We start from the raw sequence: 18,020 nt of genomic DNA, 5'->3' as shown, positions 1-18,020 counted from the left end.
TGCGATGGGCATCCAGTCGCGCATGACCCGCCTCGTGGCGATGGCGGACGTGTCTGAAAAACGTCTCGCTGGCAGCTTCGAGGCGCTCAGCACGAAGCACCCCGACCGCATGTCCGTCTCCGAAGACGCTAAGTTCATCGGCTTTGACGCCTACAAGAACGCCATCGACACCCTGCGCAAAGGCGATGTCGCGATCTTTACCACGCCAGTGGCCTTCCGCTGGGTGCATTTCAAATACGCCATCGAGAAAGGCGTGAACATCTTCATGGAAAAGCCGATCTGCACCGACGGCCCCACCGCACGTCGTTTGCTCGCGCTGAATGAAGAAGCCAAGAAGAAAAATCTCAAAGTCGGCGTCGGCCTCATGTGCCGCCATTGCCGTGTTCGTGGCGAACTTTTCAACCGCATTCAGGACGGCGAGATCGGCAAGCTTCTCCTGATGCGCGCCTACCGTATGCAGGGCCCCGTCGGCTCCGCCTTCACGCTCCCGCGTGATCCGAACGTGGATAAGAGTGAACTCGCCTGGCAGATTCAGCGCTTCCACAGCTTCCTCTGGGCCAGTGGCGGCGGCTTCAGCGACTTCAACATCCACAACATCGACGAAGCCTGCTGGATGAAAAACGACTGGCCCGTCGAAGTCCAGGCCAGCGGCGGCCGCAGCGACCGTGGCGATTACATCGATCAAAACTTCGACCACTACAGCTGCGAATACACCTTCAAGGACGGCGCGAAGCTCTTCCTCGAAGGCCGCACCGCCATCGGCACGCACAACCAGTTCGCCACCCAGGTGCATGGCACCAAGGGCAGCGCCATCGTCTCCACTGCCGGCCACTTCCCCTCGAAAGCGATGACCTTCAACAGCCAGAACATGCTGCGCGAGAACATCATCTGGCGCGGCAAGCAGCCCGAGCCCAATCCATACGACCTGGAGTGGCAGGATCTCATCGAGGCCATCATCAAAGACAAGCCTTACAACGAGGTCGAGCGCGGCATCAAATCCAGCGTCACCACCGCCATGGGCCGTGCCGCCGCGCACACCGGCCAGGTCGTTCGTTACGACGACTACATCAACAGCGCCTTCGAGTTCGCCCCCGGCGTCGATAAACTCACGCTCGACGGCCCTGCCCCGCTCATCGCCGATGCAAAGGGCAAATACCCCGTCCCACAGCCCGGCATCCTCAAGGATCGCGAATACGCCATGGAGCCGCAGGCCAATCCCTTCCCGCTCATCCCCATGGCCCCGGCCCCGGTGGCCGAACCGCTCACTCCGCCTGAGCGGCCCAAGGCAGCCGCGAAGAAAAAGGCCAAGGCCTGAGGAAGCAGGAGTTTTGAACCACTGACTTTCACTGACTTTCACTGACTGACACTGATCCGATCCAACCATTCCGGTCTTGTCAGTGTTCAGTCAGTGCCAGTCAGTGGTTAAATCATCCGGCTCTGTTGCCGCGCCATCCACCACCACACGCCCAGCCACAGCAGCAGGCCACCAGTGAGGCAGAGCAGTCGTGACGTCGTCCGCGCATCACCCAGCCGCTCGATCTCGACTTTCAGCACCGCGTGGTCCTTGAGCTTCGAGAAATGATGCGCCGTGCCGTCCATCGGCAGCTCGATCTCCAGCGCCCGACGGCCCGTTGGCCGCAATGATTCCACGGTTTGGGCCAGCACGAGGTTAGCGACCTTGTCGTCTCCGCGTTCTTTATCACGATCCCGCTCGCCTTTGGCCTCTGCCTGCTTTTTTCCATCTCCCGACACAGGCAGTTCCATCGGCTTACCAGCGGGTGGCGGCGGTTGGGTGGCGGCGGGCGGAGCGCCAAAGGGATCAGCGGCCATCGCCGGCGCAGCAGGTGCTGCAACCGCAGCCGTTCCGCCAAACGTGAGGCTGCTTCCGTTAGAAATCGTGAGACTGCTGGTCCCGGCCACACGCTGGGGTGCCGTGGTGGCCGTCGCTAGGCCCAGCGTCACTTCCTGACCATCCTTCATCCCAAGCGCACCTGTGGCAAGGCTCGTGCGGCCCTGCGGCGCATCTACCTGCATCTGGCCGAGGTTGTTACTGCGGGCGTTGGAATTCACGATGTTGACCGAACCGGTGGCGTTTTGCGTCAAGGACTGCGCTCCCTGCGTGGCGGTGCCGCTGTAAGTCTGAAACGCACTGCTGTCATTTTGCTGCATCGCAGCCCTTTGACCGCTCTTGGTCACCACCCCGCCGCTGATCACCGTCTCGCCGGTGTAAGTGGTGGTGCCACCATTCAACACCAGCGTTCCCGCTCCCAACTTCACGACGCCATTTGCTCCCGCCATCGGCTGCGCGGGAGCCGCTTGAGCGGCAGCGCCGTTGTTGCTGACCAAAAGATTGTCAATCGAGTTGTTGGTGATGGCGACCTGCCCGCCACGCATCGCTGACTGCAGCTGCGGCGCACCGTTCGCGAAGTAGGTGTTGTCCACCGCCACGTTGTCATTGAACAACTGCCCGCCGTTCACCGTGACCGCGCCGGTGAAGGTGTTGTTGCCAGACAGTCGCAACTGCTGCTCCTGCGGTGCGGCCTTGTTGGAGCCCCAGTTCGTGTTCCCCTGCGCGATCTGGCCGACATCCTTGCCGCCCTTCCTCATCGCATTCTTTCCCGCGTAGTTGTTGTCCCAGTTGCCCTTCAACAATTCCTGCTGCTGCCTCACTTCAGTGTCCATCGTACCTTGCTGATAGCGGCTGTCCGAGAGCACCAGCGATCCCCGGCCCACCTTGCTCGCGATCTCCTGCTTCTTCGCCTGCACCTTCTCCGCCAGCGCATTCGCATCCCCATACGCCGCTGCCGCATCATCGTAGTCGAGTTTCCCCGACGACAGCGCCCGATTCACCTCGCCCAGCTCGCTCAGCATGCCTTCGAGTCGTTGCAGTTCTCGGCCTTCCTCCACCGTCGCCGTCATGTTGCCGTCGAAATCATCGAGTTTCCATCCCTTCGGCGTCCACACCGTCCACGTCGTGCGTTCCACCGACAAACCGACCAGTTCCGGGTCATCCAAAGTACTCCCGGGTTTCAGCCCGTCCGGCCCTTTCGCAAACCGATAAATCATCTTCACCTCCAACGCCCGCTGCCCCGGCCGGGTGTGAATCAACGGAATCAACCGCACGCGCTTCCCGCCCTGCGTTTCCTCATCCGCACGCACTGGTTCGCCGGAAACACTCGTGGAGATCAGTTCCGCGCCCTCCGGCAAAATCACCGGCAAAAACTGCAATGACCGATTGATCAGCGAATACTGCGCGATGTCCCAGCGCTCGCCATCCGCACGCAGCACCGTTGTTAAATCAGCCAGCGTCACTAGCGCCGCATTCCCTTCCGTGCTCGTGAGCTGCTGATACGCCAGCTTCAGCGCCCCATCGCCCGTCGCACGGAAAAACTGCGGCCGTGCGAGTCCTAGCGGCAGATATGGCACCGCCTCACGCGCTGCGGCCTCCAGCGCTGTCTGCGTCGTGATTTTTGCCTCGCGTGCAGAGAAATTATCCAGCACGAACCAGCGCGTGAGCCGCCCTGCGCCCGGCACTTTCACAAACGGCACCTCCAGCTCCGCTGTCAGCGGCAGATCGAGGTCAAACGTCAGCTCCGCACGATCCAGCACCTCCGTTTGCAGCGAGCACTCATACACGCGCTCCGCGCCCTCGATGCGCGACCGCGTCTCACGCAACAGCGGCCCGCTCACCACCGCCTCCGGCAGTGCCGCAGGCAGCCGCACGCTGATCTGCCGAATCGCCCCCTGCTCCACCGTCGCCGCGACTTGCTGCGACACACGAATGCCCGCATCCGATGCCAGCACCAGCAGCACCGTGTCCGCAGAAAAACGCGACGCCTGCCGCGTCAGCGCCACCTCCAGGCTCCACGCCACACCTTCATGCTGCACCGCACGCTTCTTCTCCAGCGGCGGCGCGATGGCAAACACGCTGTCCAGCACCGTAGCATCCAGCTCCTTCAAATCACTGCGCTGCGTGAGGTCCGGCAGCTTCACCTCATTCGCCGCATGCGCCACAATCAACGCCTTGCCGCCCACCTTCTCGTAATTCTCCAGCTTCAGCGGCTCCAGCTTCCACGTCGTCACCGCCTGCGGCACCACCTTGGCCAGATGCACGACGATGCGCGCATCCATGCCCGCGATGTTCGGATCGAGCTGCAAATAAAGCTGCGCACCTTCATGCTGCCACGCCGTCAGCGCCGGCCCCTGCACCGCTTGCACCTCGTAATCCGCCGGCAGCCCCACCACCGCACGCGTCCAAGCCCCGCGTTTGCGTTTCAACGTCAGCGCCGCCAGCAGCTCCGCCTTCTGCTCGCTCAACTGAAACACATAGCCCACATCCGCCTCCGCAAACAACGCCGCCGGAGTCACTTCATACGTCGGCGCTGCGCCACTGCTCCACTGCCAGCGACCCGCATCGAGCAACACACCTCGTTCGCTGTTCGCCGAACGCTGCGCCGTGCCACCGCGCACCAGCACCTTCATCGAATCATCATGCAGCACCGCCACCTCCTGCTTCACGCGTTGCGCCAGCGGATAAACGAGCGGCATCTGGCGCACACCGGTCGCATTCAGATGCCGCGTCGCCTTGGAGATCTTCAAAACCGCCCCATGACTCACTTCATGCCGCAGCGAGATCGTGAAAATCAGCCGCCCGCCCTCACGCCGCGTCTGCGTCACGTTCGTCGGCACGCGAACTTCACCCACGCCGGGAATAGTCGTGTACACATTCATCGCACCGATCTCCAGCCCGTTCTTTTCCTCCACCGCAAACTCCAGCGTGCGCCGCACCGCTCCCGGAAACTCATACTCGATCACCGCATCCACATCTTCCGGCTCCAGCTCGCGCAACGTCAGCGTCGCACGCACATTCGCCGCCGGCACCGGCCCTTCGCCGCGCTCCAGGCCGCGTGCGGAGCGTTGCAACCGCACTTCGCGATGCGTCCCCAGCGTCTGCGTGAACAACCGCCCCTCCGCCAGCTCCTCCACCGTACTTGCCGCCGCTTCATTCACCCGCAGCCATCCATCCGACTTCGGCGTGCGCAGCGCCAGCATTCCGGCCAGCGATGGCGGCAAACGCAGCGTCAGATCATTCCAGTCTCGTGCCAGGGGCAATGTCGCCGTCAGTTCAATCGCATGCGTGCCCGGATTTTCCAGTGTCAGCCAGTTCCCGTTCAACGCCGCCGCCTTGCCATCAACCCGCACCTCACCCACCAGAGCCTGCGCCGCGTCCTTGCCGCCCACCATCTGCGCAAACGGCAGCAGCAGCTTCGTCCACTGCCCGCGCGTCGTCGCTGTGATCCGTGCCTCCAAAACGATCCCGCGTTCCTCGATGCGGCCCTGATACAGTGCGCTGTGAATCACCGCATGCTGCGTCGCATCCGTCTCCGCCGCCAGCGCCCGGCGATTCTCCTTCGCCGTCTTCCACAGCCGCTGAAACTCCTCATACCCCAGGTAAAACCGCTCCGCCTTCTGCCCTTCGAGCGGCAGCTTCGCATCATACGGAATGATCACCGTATGCGCCGCAGGGTCGGCTGGCTGTTTCGTCACGGCCTTGTCTTCAGCAAAGAGCGAAGGGCAAAGAGCGAAGAGAATGACGCATGCAGAATGACGAATGACGAATGGCACACGACCGGAGGTCAGGCTTCCAGCCTGACAACGGACCGAGGCTTCCAGCCTTTCCCCTCCGATCAAGGCGGGACGCCCCGATCCGCCGACAGGCCGGAGGCCTATCCTCCGCTCCGTTCCATCCGTGCTTAGCCGTGAACATCCGTGGTTAAACAATGCCGTCGTCTTCATGCCATGACCCTCCGGGTGAGATAAATCCGTGGCCGAGCAGGCCGGATAAACGCAAACAACCGCCCCAGCACCTGCAGCGCCAGCGCGCACAGCCAGCCAAACCCCACCGCGTTCGTCAGTGCGAGCCAGGTGCCCTCAAACATCAGCGGCGCACCCCACGCCGCCAGCACCACGACCAGCAGCGACGTCAACCAAGGTCGCCGTCTGCCAAACCGCCAGAACAGCGCCATGCCCAATGCCATCGCCAGCACTGCACGCACCATCTGCTGCGACCACGACGTGTAATGCAGTGCCAGCACCTCCGGCGGCTGCGCCCCATGAAACCGCAGCAACCGCCCCGTCTCCGGCAGCACCACATCGAGCGGGATCAGGCCGGATTTGAAGACGAATGAGCTGTCGTAACCCACATTGAGGTTCAGACCGAGCTCCTCCTGCTTGGATTTTGCCAGCGGCTCGACCGTGGCCTCGACCAGATCGAGGTTTGGCTGCGTGTTGCGCACCACGATCTGTCCGGTGGCTGGATTGAATGACGCGCTCGCACCTTCGGGAAACGTGATGCCCTGCGCTTCGAGAATTTGTTTCGCGGTCTTTCGTGCAATCAGGCCAGAACCATTGGCCGGCGCACCAGCCGCAAACGGATCAGCCGGAGCTGCTGCCGCGCCGAAGTCTCCTCCGCCAGCCACCAGAAAATCCTGCGGCACACGATAGGTGCGTGTGTACATCTCGCTGGCGTTCTCCGTGATCGGGGTCACGAGCACGGCATGCGCTTCGACCTTGTATCTCATCTGCGCCAGCTCAGTCACATAGCGTAGCGCCTCGCTCATCGGCACGTCTTTGAGATCGAGGCTGATGGAGGCATTGCTCGGTGCATCCCCGGTCCGAAGAAGGATGTTCACGCCCTTGGTCCCGCTGGCATCGGTAAAAGTATCCAAATCACGCGACTTCACGCGCAGATATTCAATCGCCTCCTCAATGGTTGCGCCCCGAAACTGCACCGTGGGGAAAATGATATGTCTCATCTTTTCCGTCAGATAGGCTCCTGGCGATTTCCCCAATCCTTCGTCTAGGGCTCCCGGAGAACTTGCCGGCATGGCCTCAGCCGTCACCACCGTCTTCTCCTCCCACTTCTCATCCACCGCCGCCAGCATCTTGGCACGCTGGTGATTGGCGGCGGCCTTGAAATACTCCATGCGTTTCCGATCCGTGCTTTCCAAGCCACGCCGCGCCGCAGCATTGTATGGATCGGTGCGCAGAACGTCCTGATACTGCCGAATGGCGAGGTCGTAATTGCCGATTTGGCCGCTTCCATCCGCGATCATCAAGCCTTGTGGACCGCTAGCAGGTTTGGAACCGTCCATTGGAGCTTCGGGAAGGTTCACTCCGAGCTTCTCCAGCTCGGCCATGGCACGATAAGCGGGGGCTGGATCTGAAATGCCACTGAACTTTGTCGATCGCAGCAACCCGATGATGTGCCAGTATGTGCCAACCTCCGTTAGCGCAGGCGTTTTCAACCCACCCTCCTGCTCCAGCGTCGTGTCCACCTTTCCATACCCAAACGCCGCCGGTGCATGCACCGCCCAGTCGGTGCTCAAGACCGGCACATTACCGACGATGCGCACGGGTTCGAGGTTCTGCGTGCCGCTGGTGTCCCAAGGCGCACTCTGCTGACGAAACTGCACGCGCACTTCGGTGTGCGGCGCGTTTGCGGACCCAACCGGAAGCGGAATGGCGATGGCACCCTCGACGCTACGCACCGGCTTCACCGCCTGACCCCCGCTCGAGGTGCTGAGCAGTTCCGCGTCCTTGGGCAGATGCAAACTCACGAACTGCTCGCCGGAATGACTCAAATCCAGCGTCGCCTCATGCAAACTGTGGCCGTCAGTGCCGAGCACGGAGATCAAACTCATGCGATTCACCACCAGCGCGGCTAGTTCCGAGTGCGCGTGGCGTTGCGCCGTGATCGTCAGCGCGTTTTCACCCGCGCCATAGGTGAACGCGCTCGTGATGCGATGTCGTGGCTGATAATCGGCGACTGCTGGCACGCGCAGCACGTCCAGCGGCTGCATGTTCTGCATCTTCGTCAAAAGCTGCGTGTCCGTGTTCGCCTCAATGATCCACGTTCCTGCGAAGCGCCGCGACTGCGGCAGTTCGAGATGCGGCAGCGTGGCGGTGATGTAGCCCGAATCGCCAGATTCGGGAGCTGGGGGTGCGTCGGCACCCTGAACCCCGACTTTGGCAAGTCGGGCTACCGCAGGCAGACTCATCCGCCACCGCACGTTCTGCCGTCCTTTCGATTCCTGCCGCAGCGTGAAGGTCCACACGCCGGTCTTTTCATCGAGTTGCTGCTCGCCGACGAGCGGTGACGTCACACGTAGCAACTTCGCGCTCTCCACTGGCAGCTTCACCTGAAAACTGCGCAACGGCGCACCGCTGATGTCGAGCGCGAACTGCCCCTCGATCTCAATCGTGCGCGCACGCGGCAACGCATAGGCCGTGACCTCGGTGGAGAACACCGCTTCCGCACGTTCCACCTCAAACGTCAGCGCATGCTCGCGCAGGCCGAACCACGCCATGCGTCCCTTCACCGGCGTGAGCCGCGCATCGCGATCTTCGAGGCCCTTTGCTTCTTTCAAAGCCACGCGCCACGCATCATCGAAATCCAGCGCCGTGTAACCCGCCACCTTCACCGCCTCGGGAATTTCCAAATGGGCCACCGTGACCGTCTCCGGGATGCGTGGTCCCTTCCATGCCTTCGCCAGCTTCAGACGTGACGTGACGCTGAACTCCAGCGCGTTCGTCGGCGACAACGGCTGCGCCGGCAAAATCGCAATCGTCTGCCCCACCCGACGCCACGTCATGCGAAACGGCGATCCCGTCGGCACCGCATTGCCGTTGCCCGGTGTGACGACACGCTCCGAGAAAATCGGCTGGCTGATGATGTTCGGCGTGATGAGTCGCTCTTGCTGCTGTGCCGTGTTGAGTGTGGTGGCATTAGCGATGGAGACGTTCGGCGTGCCAATGACTTGCGCCTGCTGCGCCACGTTGCCGGTGTTCAATAAGTTGCTCAGGGCTTCCGAACCCACCGGCTTCGACAAAATCGCATTAAACTCCTCCCCGGCAGGCAGCGTGATCTTAATTTCGTTCACCGGCCGGTTGCTGCGCAGCATGACCTTGCGCTCAATCTGCACACTGTCCTTGTCCAGCTTCACCACGACATCGACGTCCGACTCCAGACGTGGTTTCGACGTGCGCAGCACGACCCGCGGCTGGTCCACGCCGAGCTGGAACTCAAACGCATCCCGCTGCGTCTGCTTCGCGCCCACGAGATCGAGAAAATCGAGATCAGGAGCGAGATTGAGCTTTGCCACCGCGCGTAATGGCGGATTCAGCGCCAGCACCGGCAATTCACCAGCTTCCGCCGCCGAGTTGATCGCACGCCGCAAGCCAACCGTGAGGTCCTGCATGCCGCCATCGCGTTCCATCGTCACAAACAGCTTCACACCAACCTGCCGCCATTGGAGCACCGCCGCGCCGGTCACATCGGTGACTTGCGTGTCCTTGCCCGTGAGCTGCCATTCCACCTCCACCTCGCGTGCCACGCTGCTTTGCACGCGCAGACCGAAACGCAGCGTCGTTGCCACGTTCGATTCCGTCACCGCCACGTCCGCTGTCGCCGTTTCCGAATAACGCCACGGCTGTGGTGCGATCTGCGGCTGTGCTTCAATCCATCTCACTCGGAACGCACGTGGCATTCCGGGTGTGATGTTCGACTCGTTGTCAGCATAACCGCGATGATCGAAGGCGACCTTGAGCGTGCTCCCGCTGCGCTCATGCGCTGAACCGGCGAGCAACTGCACATCCGCAGGCAGTTCGAGATTCAACACGCCGCCAAACGGCACGTCCGGCAGCTCCAGCGTGTGCTCGCCCGCTCGCAGTCGGAGATGCACCGGCACCACGGCCTCAAAGTGCAACCTTGCGACGCCCGGGCCTTTGGCGAAGACGATCAGCTCGCGTTCCTTCGCGTCTTTCTCGACGTAGGCCAGCACGTTGCCTTCGGAAGTCACGCTGCTCATCGCAAACGGCCATGCGATCTTCGTGCTGAGCCATTCCTTCGACGGCAGTTGCAGCGTGAGTTCGCCTTGCAGCTTCACGCTCGCGGCATTCGGCTCCACTTTGCCATTCAGCCGCAAGCCTTCGATGGCAATGAGCTTCGGCGGTGCCGTGGCCGGATCGTCTTCGGGTTTGATCTTCCCCGCATCGCGAATCAAGGCCTCGTACTGCTCTGGCGCGAGCATCACCGCGCTCGGATGCGCCTTGAGCACCGTGTCGAGGTTTTTCGTCGGCACCCAGAGCTCCTGACGGCTCGGCTCCGCCGCAATGACGCATGACGAATGCCAAATGACGAATGCGAGTGCGCGCCAGCGTCTTGGAGTGCGCCGGCCCTCCGGCGCTTTCGAGCGTTCATCGGCCTGCGCAAAGCTCCAGAGGGCTGGAGCACTCCAGGACGCTGGCGCGAGGTTTGTGAGTGCCATCGATTGCGATGTTTTCATCTCACTTCGCGGCTGGGGTTGGATTCGTGGGCGGAACAGGCGGCGGTGTGGTGGGCGCAGGTGGCTTCGTGTGCCGTTTCGTCCACCACGCATAAACGAATTGCCACACGCGCAGGGCCATGCCCAATGCACTGCGGAACAGCCAGGTGAACATCACCATCATCGCGGCCAGCATCGCGGCGAGGAGTACGGGGACGTTCGCAGCACTGAACAAGCCGGTGAGAAGCATCGCCCCGAGGCCGAAGATGGCGAGGTAGCGCAGTTTGTCGGTCGTGCTGCCGTTCCAGCAGCGCACACCGGCCACGAGGGCGATGAGGAAGGCCAGTGCTTGATAGAAGAACGTGATACGCTTGCCACGGAAGCTCACGCCGATCTCGGCAGGCGGTCCGAGACGATGCAATACCTCGTGATGACCCTGCTGCTGCACTTGGAAGCCATACAGCGTGCGCACATCGCCCGCGACGACCGGAACCTGGCCCCAGCGCGATTGATCGAGCGTGTCGAGCTGCGGACCAAACGCGGGCAACACCTCGTTCACGAGGCTCTGCATCGTCCGCCACGAGCGATCCCGCGATTCCGGCGTCAACGGGCCGTTGAAGCTCGTGTAATGCCAGCCTTCCGGCAGGAACAAGGTGTGGCGCGTCTCCATGATGCCAACATCGGCCACCTGCGGCGCATTGACGGCGATGCTGCCCCACCAGCCGAGTTTTTCGCCGGGATTCGCGCTCGGAGATTCAAATACGAAGCGCACCGGAAACGCCACACGCGCGGCATCGCCGCTGGGCAGGCGCACGAGCATGTCCTCGCTGCCTTCGCGACGCATCGGCTGCTGCGCCTCGCGATTGACGAATACATCCGACTGCAACCGTGATCCCTTTGGCAAGCTCACGACGAGGAACTGCAGGTCGTTGTTTTTCACCCAGTAAATCACCTCCGTGGTCTGCGCCTTGTCAGTGGCGACGGCGGTGATGAGATCGGCATGCGTGATGACGGCCTGCGGCACGGCGATGAAGCTGTTCTTCGCGAGTTCGACGCCGAGCTTGATCGGCAGCGAGCGGTATTTGTAAGCGAGAAAGACGCCGGGCCGCTGCAATTCGCCGCGCAGTTCGCGTGCGTCGATTTCTTCGAGCGTTTCGGGCTCCGATTTGCGGATTTCGAGGCTGTCAGCCTTCACCACGGCCACCTGGCCGGTTTCCTGGAACGCGCCGGGCACATGCACATGCAGCAGATCCAGCTTGGCGGTTTTTCCGGCTTCGAGAGCGACGGGACGTTCGAGATTCAGGCTCAGCGTGAACGCGCCCTGCCGCTCACTGCGCAGCACGACCTCCCACAGCACATAGTTCGCCGCATCAGGCAAGGTGACCGGCTGCGGCGGCGTGTAGGTCTTGTTGATCTCCTTCACCTGCGGATCGACGAAGCGAATCTCGCCCGCCACTTCCTTTGGCACGGCGAGCACGAAACGATCCGTGGCGGCATACGCGACATCGAACGCGAGCGTCCAGGTGTGGCGAGTCGATTGCTCCTTCACCTCGACGAGTGTCAGCACCTCCACGCTGACCTGCGAACTGCGGCTTTTCAGGCTCAAGGTCGCGGGCTTGGCTGCATCGCGATAGCGGAAGGCCAGCTCGGTCGCATTCGCCTCCTGCTGCTGCGCAGCGCCGAGAGCGCTCACGTCTTCCTGCTGGAAATCACCGAGTTCCTTCGTGTTTGGCTCCAAGCTCGAATGAATCGTCGCGCCGACGAGCGCTTCATGCCGCGTGACGTTTTGCGGCGCGAAAATGGGCAGCACGACATCGGCGGTGGCCTGCGGACGAACTTGGCGGGCGGTGAGATTCACTTTGAAGTCGCCGGCGGTTTGTTTGGGCAGTTTGATGACCAGATCGGCACCTTCGAGGTTCCAGGAGTCGATCTGGCCCTTCACATCGGTCACAGTCCAGCCTGCGGGCGGTGTGAGACGCGTTTCAAAGATGCCGACGCGACGCACCTGATACTTCAACTCGGCACTGAGCGTGGCGGCATCGCGTTTCACGTTCAACCGTGTGAGGCTGTTCACCTCGACCTGCGGTTTCGCCTCGGCGACATCAAGCGTGAGCTGGTACGGCTGGCGCAGAATGCGAAACGTGCCGACGCCGGCATTGCCACCGGCCTGCGTGCGTGCGGTGGAGGTCAGCGTTTTCGGCGTGACATCAAGTTGTGACTCGGCACCGACGGTGACTTCACCGTTCGCCTGCGCAGCACCGATGATTTCGAGGTCGGGCACGTTCACTTCGGCGGGAAGTTTGGCCACGGGGCCTTCGAGCTGGAGTTTGAGCGTGTAATCATCGCGCAGCGGTTTTTCCGGCAGAATGATCAGCGTGCGGCGGACTTTCGACAACTCACCCGCCACTCGTGGCTCCTCGATCTTCCACTCTTTAATGCCCGCGCCGGTGACGCCGAGGATTTCCTGATCGGCGGGCAGGGCAATCTTCAATTCACTGATCGGTGCACGCAAAATGCGCAGCGCGATGTCCGCCGTCGTCGCCACGGAGCCGGTGCCGATTTGCGTGCTGAGCTTCGTCTGCGCCAGCACCAGCGGACTCATCTGTGTGACGGCCTGCGCTGCCCCCCAGGAGATGCTCTGCTGCGAAGTGGTGCCGAAAAAACAGGCGAACTGCGTCTGCCCAGCCGCTGCTTGTGCCGTGAAGGCCGCTGCGGGGTTCACCACAAATTCCAACCCTTCGCCCGGCACGGTGATGTTGAGACGTGAGACGGCTGCACGCGGCAGATTCAGCGTGACACGTGATTTGCCGTCACTGCGGATGATGGGGGCATAAATCTTGAGCGTGATCTCATAGACGCCCTTGTCCGGCAGCATGAGGTCGCTGCCATCGGCACGAGAGCGCAGCACCGCCTTGCCGGTGGTCGCTTCGCCGATGCCGGGAGCGGCTTTGTCGGTCAGCGGCAGCAGCACCCAGCCTTTTTTGAAGGACTCGGCGGTGATCTTCGCTTCGAGCACGACGCTGTCGCCTTCGATGTGGCCAGTGTACTCGGCTTTAGCGAGAACGGCCTCGGCGGGCGGCGGTTTGTCGTCTTCCGCACGTTTGATGGTCAATTCGTTCCAGAGATCGAGGAATTCGCGATACGGCAGGAAGACGCCCTTGCCGCCGTCTTTGAAAACTTTTTCGAGTTCATCGAACGGCACATACACGCGGCGTTCACGCTCGCGCACGGGCAGTTTGTCGTCCGGCACCTCCTGTGCGAAGGCGTTGGTAAAACACAAGACGAGGAGTGAGGAGAACAGCGCACGCATGGAATTGGCGGTTGGGTTGGATTTCGTGAAATTCTTATCAGGTTCCGTTCCGGCTGACGAGAACGGATGTGTAAAGGCACGGTAAAGAACAGGGGCAACACGCGGCAGATGCGTGATTCTTGGGTGGCGGTGCGTTTCATGTCGCCTGCGGTTTCGAGCTTGACCATTGCTCTCGAAACGGCTGCTTTAGAGACAACCACCACCTGCCATGAAATTCGCCAAGTGCTTCCTCACCTTCGTCGCCACCGGTTTGCTCGCCGCCACCGCTGTTCAAGCTCAGCTCGCGGAGGAATTTCGCCTGTGGACCAACACGGCGGGCAAGCAGATCGAAGCGACGCTGGTGTCCGTCGATGCGGTGACGAAGACACTGAAGATCAAGATGAAGGACGGCAAGGAGTTCGACGTGGCGATCGCCACGTTGAGTCCAGCGGACTTTGAATACGCCAAAGCACGCTATGCCGCGATGCAGGCCGCGCCTGCACCCGCAGCTCCGGCAGTGGCGATGCCTGCCACGCCAGCAGCCACACCCGGCGCACCGCCAGCGACGCCTCCTGCGGGAGCACCTGCGGCCGCCACGAAGGTCGTCAGCAAGCCTGCGCCGCCACGACCTGCGATCACGGTGATCCCGGTGTCGAAATACAAGGCACCTGCAACGAACGATTACCTCAGCGGCATCGCGAAGGTGCGTCCACGGCTGCTGCAAAACGCGGCGGGCTGGGCGGCGATCAAAGGCCAGTTGGCCACGGACCCGTTGCTGACGAAGCTGATGACGAACCTGAAGGCTTCCGGCGAAGATCTGCTCAAGGATCCCGAATTGAACCGCATCAACGGCGAAATGCGCGGCCAGGTGAGCGAAGGCTCACGTGCGATCTATCGCATGGGCCTGCTGGGGGCGCTGCATTATGGCGATGGCGATTTGAAGTGGAAAGAACGTGCCGTGCGCGAGGTGATCCTGCTCTGCGACAAAGCCAATTTCCGCGACTGGCACCCTGAGGAGAGCCTGGCCGTGTCGGACATGGTGATCGCCGTCTGCCTGGGCTACGACTGGTTCCGCGATGGTTTCAATCAGGAGCAGGCGACGGTGGTTCGCACCTTCCTCCACGAGAAAGGGATCGATGCGCTGGTGGCGCACATTCATGATGAGCCGGTGCCGGAGAGCACGAAAGGCGTCTCGGGCGGGCAGACGGCACCCGCCAAAGCCCCAGCCAAAGGCAAAGCCAAAGGACCGCCTGCCAAGGCGGACGATGTGCCACCCGGCAGCGAAAAAATGGCGGTGGCATCTGCCCTGCTGATGGCCGCGATTTGTTTCGCGGATGAGGATCCCGAAATCGCGAAGAAATCCGCTGCCGCTGGCGCCAAGGTCTTTGGCGAAGGCATTCAGCGCTTTGCCCCGGCAGGCGTGTGGCCCGAAGGCTTGGTGGTCGGTGATGCCGTGATGGATTACGCCGCGATGGTGATCCAGTCACTGCGCAGTGCGACGGGCAAAGACCTGGGTCTGAGCATGCTGGAGGGCATCCCGCAGTTCGGCGTGGCGCGCATGCATCTTTACGGTCCCACCGGCCAGCCGTTTAACTTTGGTGACAACTCAGCGACTGGCGGCACACGCCCTTGGGTGGCGACGTGGCTGTGCAGCGTGCATGGCAATCCCGGCATCCCCGCCGTAAGCGCCGGAGCCAAGATGCCAGTTTCGGCGTCGTTTTTCGGCCACGCCGGCAACTACATCTACTACAACCCGCATGCCGCCGGTGATGGCACGGCGGACAGCCTGGAATACGCGATGCCAGGTGGCATCGTGGCCACAGTGCGCTCCGGCTGGGAAAAGACCGATCTGTTTGTGGGCGTCAAAGGCGGTGACAACAACGACTACAAGGCACAGCTCGACATCGGCAGCTTCGTACTGGACGCCGGCGGCCAGCGTTGGGGCCTGGAGCTTGGGCCGGAGGCAGATCGCGTCGCCGGTTATGAAGTGAAGCCCGGTGCCGACCGCACGAAGCGTTTCGCGCTCTATCTCGCTGGAACCGCAGGGCAGAACACGCTCATGTTTGATGACAACCAGGACCTGGAAGCGAAAGCCGGCGTGCTGATCAACGCCTCCACGCCTGAACGCGGCGTGGCAGCGGTCGATATGACCAAAGCCTACAACAAGTTCGCGAAGGACGTGCATCGCGGGGTGATGGTGGTGCGTGGTGCCAAGCCGTATCTAGTGATCCAGGATGATTTGCAGGTGAAGAACAGCAAGACGCTGACCTGGAGCATGCAGACCAAGGCGGAGATCACCACCGAGGGTGCCACGGCCAAACTCGCCCAAGGGGGCAAAACCCTCGTGGCCACGATCGTTTCGCCTGCCGGAGCCACCTTCAGCACCGGCCAGCCTCCTGAGGCCGCCAGCGAACAAGCGCGTGATCTGGTGAAGGAGAAAGTAAACATCCTCAAAGTCGCCCTCGCCGAGGCGAAAGGCCCGCAGAGCCTCTGCATCACCTTCGCCCTCGATGAAGCGCCCGCTCATACGGCGACGCCGATTGCGACGTGGGTGAAGGCGAAGTGAGCGCCGCACTTAGTTGATGGTTTAGAGTTGATGGTTGATAGCCTGAGGCTGAGGGCAGCGCCCGTAGGTTGCTACTCTGGCCATCAACTATCAACCATTCACCATCAACTCAGACTCACGCCCGTGGGTGTGAAGCCTCATAGACCTCCTTCATTCGCTGCGTCGAGACGTGCGTGTAAATCTGCGTCGTCGAAAGACTCGCATGGCCCAGCAGCTCCTGCACGCTGCGCAGATCGGCACCGTTGTTCAGCAGATGCGTGGCAAAGCTGTGGCGGAACTTGTGCGGTGTGAGATGCACCGGCAGGCCTGACGCACGCCAGTATTTGTTCACCACATCATCCACGCCCTGAATGCTGATGCGTTTGCGCAGCTTGCTGAGAAACAACGCACCGTCATGCACGCCAGCCTTCGCACGATAACGCTGCACCGCCTCCAGCGCCTTGCTGCCCACCGGGCAGAGCCGCTCCTTCTTCCCTTTGCCGAACACGCGCACTGTTTCGGTGTAGGTGTCGATGTCCGCCACGTTCAGCGCCGTCAGCTCGCTCAAACGCATGCCGGTGCTGTAAAACAGCTCCAGGATCGCCGCGTCACGTTCAGGCGCCCACACCGCGTCACGTTTGGTTTTTTCCAGCGTCAGCGGCAGCGTCAGCATCGTCTCGATTTGCGTCACCGTGAGCACCACGGGCAGTTTTTTCTCACGCTTCGGCAGCTGTACCTCCAGCAGCGGATTCGCCTTCCAACCACGCCGCCGCGTCAGCCATTTGAAAAAACTGCGCATCGCCGCGAATTGCAGCCGGATCGTCGCACGACCGCGTTCTTTCTTCATGAGGTCGAACAAATAGGCGCGGAAGTCATCCGCCGTGAGTTCGCTCCAGCCTTTGAACGGCGTGCGCCACTCACGGCACTGCCGCAGCGCCAGTTCGTAGTTTGCCAGCGTGCGTTCCGACGAACGGCGCTCCACCTCCATGAACTCCAGGAAGTCGTCGGCGAGTGGGTCGGCAGCAGGCATTGGCACAGGCTACTTGCAGCCCAGGCCGCTGCCAAACATGACTTTTGCCAGCATGCCGCTGCTGCGATAGAATCAGCGCATGACAAGCTGCGACAATCCCTTTCCAGGCATCGACCCGTGGATGGAAGCCGACTGGTCTGATGTGCGTGGTTCAATGACCGTGTCAATCAGCGACGTGATTTCGGAGTCTCTGCCGCTCGATTTGCGAGCGCTCATTCAACAGCCAGCCGTCAGCGAAACCTGGAAGCACGGCGTTCCGCCGCAGTGGACGCCTGAGCTGGCACCGGGCGGGGTGAGGACCGCAGAGCCGAAAATCGTGCACGTCGATGCTGAAACGCCGCGCTGGATCGAAATCCGCGACCGTAGCGGTCGGCTCGTCACGGTGATCGAGCTGCTCAGTCCCACCAACAAAGGCTGGGACCAGGAGAACTACCACGCCCGCCAGCGCACCTACTTGAACAGCCACGTGAATCTCGTTGAGATCGACCTCCTCCGTGGTGGCCGACACAGCGTAGCGCTGCCGCCGGATCAAGTGCGCCCGCCAGGCGACAGCGCCCGCGGCATCATCTGCGTCGTGCGTGATGCGAAGCCCTCCGCCCGCGAGGTCTATTACCTGCCGCTGCGTGAGCGCCTCCGGGCCATCCGCATCCCACTGCGCCCCACCGACGCGGATGTCGTGCTCGATCTCCAACCGCTCATTGACCGCTGCTACCGCACCGGCGGCTACTGGCAGACCGATTACTCGCTGCCGCCTGAGCCGCCGCTCAATGACGCCGACACCGCCTGGGCCAAAGAGTTGCTGCAACAGGCCAAGCGCCTCTAAAGCACGCC

General features: G+C 62.1%; 7 protein-coding genes. 3 read left to right on the top strand and 4 right to left on the bottom strand.

Going from position 1 to position 18,020, the window contains the following annotated elements; all coding sequences use genetic code 11:
- Positions 1-1,315: Gfo/Idh/MocA family protein (locus tag ACKVY0_RS20600; protein WP_409216729.1), on the top strand; the 1,315-nt coding region annotated here is incomplete at its 5' end.
- A gap of 107 nt (positions 1,316-1,422) precedes the next feature.
- Here the strand turns inward: ACKVY0_RS20600 and ACKVY0_RS20595 are convergent.
- The 3 genes from ACKVY0_RS20595 to ACKVY0_RS20585 form a co-directional block, all read right to left on the bottom strand.
- Positions 1,423-5,547 (bottom strand): autotransporter-associated beta strand repeat-containing protein, encoded by a 4,125-nt coding sequence (locus ACKVY0_RS20595; protein WP_409216728.1) that lies wholly within the window; start codon positions 5,545-5,547, stop codon positions 1,423-1,425.
- A gap of 245 nt (positions 5,548-5,792) precedes the next feature.
- A complete protein-coding gene (locus tag ACKVY0_RS20590) occupies positions 5,793-10,328 on the bottom strand; it encodes a tetratricopeptide repeat protein (RefSeq protein ID WP_409216727.1) in 4,536 nt (1,511 codons plus the stop codon).
- A gap of 19 nt (positions 10,329-10,347) precedes the next feature.
- Positions 10,348-13,635 carry a hypothetical protein gene (locus ACKVY0_RS20585; protein WP_409216726.1) on the bottom strand — a complete coding sequence of 1,096 codons (3,288 nt, stop codon included), beginning with the start codon at positions 13,633-13,635 and terminating at the stop codon, positions 10,348-10,350.
- Between the two features lie 208 nt (positions 13,636-13,843).
- On the opposite strand from ACKVY0_RS20585, the gene ACKVY0_RS20580 reads away from it, so the two are divergent.
- The gene (locus ACKVY0_RS20580) at positions 13,844-16,180 is read left to right on the top strand and encodes a heparinase II/III family protein (RefSeq protein ID WP_409216725.1); all 2,337 of its coding nucleotides are present in this window, start codon (positions 13,844-13,846) and stop codon (positions 16,178-16,180) included.
- Between the two features lie 115 nt (positions 16,181-16,295).
- Here the strand turns inward: ACKVY0_RS20580 and xerA are convergent, their stop codons facing one another.
- Positions 16,296-17,189, bottom strand: a complete 894-nt coding sequence (xerA, locus tag ACKVY0_RS20575) for a site-specific tyrosine recombinase/integron integrase (RefSeq protein ID WP_409216724.1) — start codon at positions 17,187-17,189, stop codon at positions 16,296-16,298.
- Between the two features lie 79 nt (positions 17,190-17,268).
- Between xerA and ACKVY0_RS20570 the strand changes: the two genes are divergently transcribed.
- On the top strand, positions 17,269-18,012 hold the full coding sequence (locus ACKVY0_RS20570; protein ID WP_409216723.1) for a DUF4058 family protein: 744 nt from the start codon (positions 17,269-17,271) through the stop codon (positions 18,010-18,012).
- Positions 18,013-18,020 lie beyond the last annotated feature (8 nt).

It is taken from the genome of Prosthecobacter sp., from assembly GCF_046154365.1.
Taxonomy (GTDB): Bacteria; Verrucomicrobiota; Verrucomicrobiia; order Verrucomicrobiales; family Verrucomicrobiaceae; genus Prosthecobacter.
Note: the sequence above shows the minus strand (reverse complement) of the source record. Positions and strands in the feature narration are given on the sequence as shown.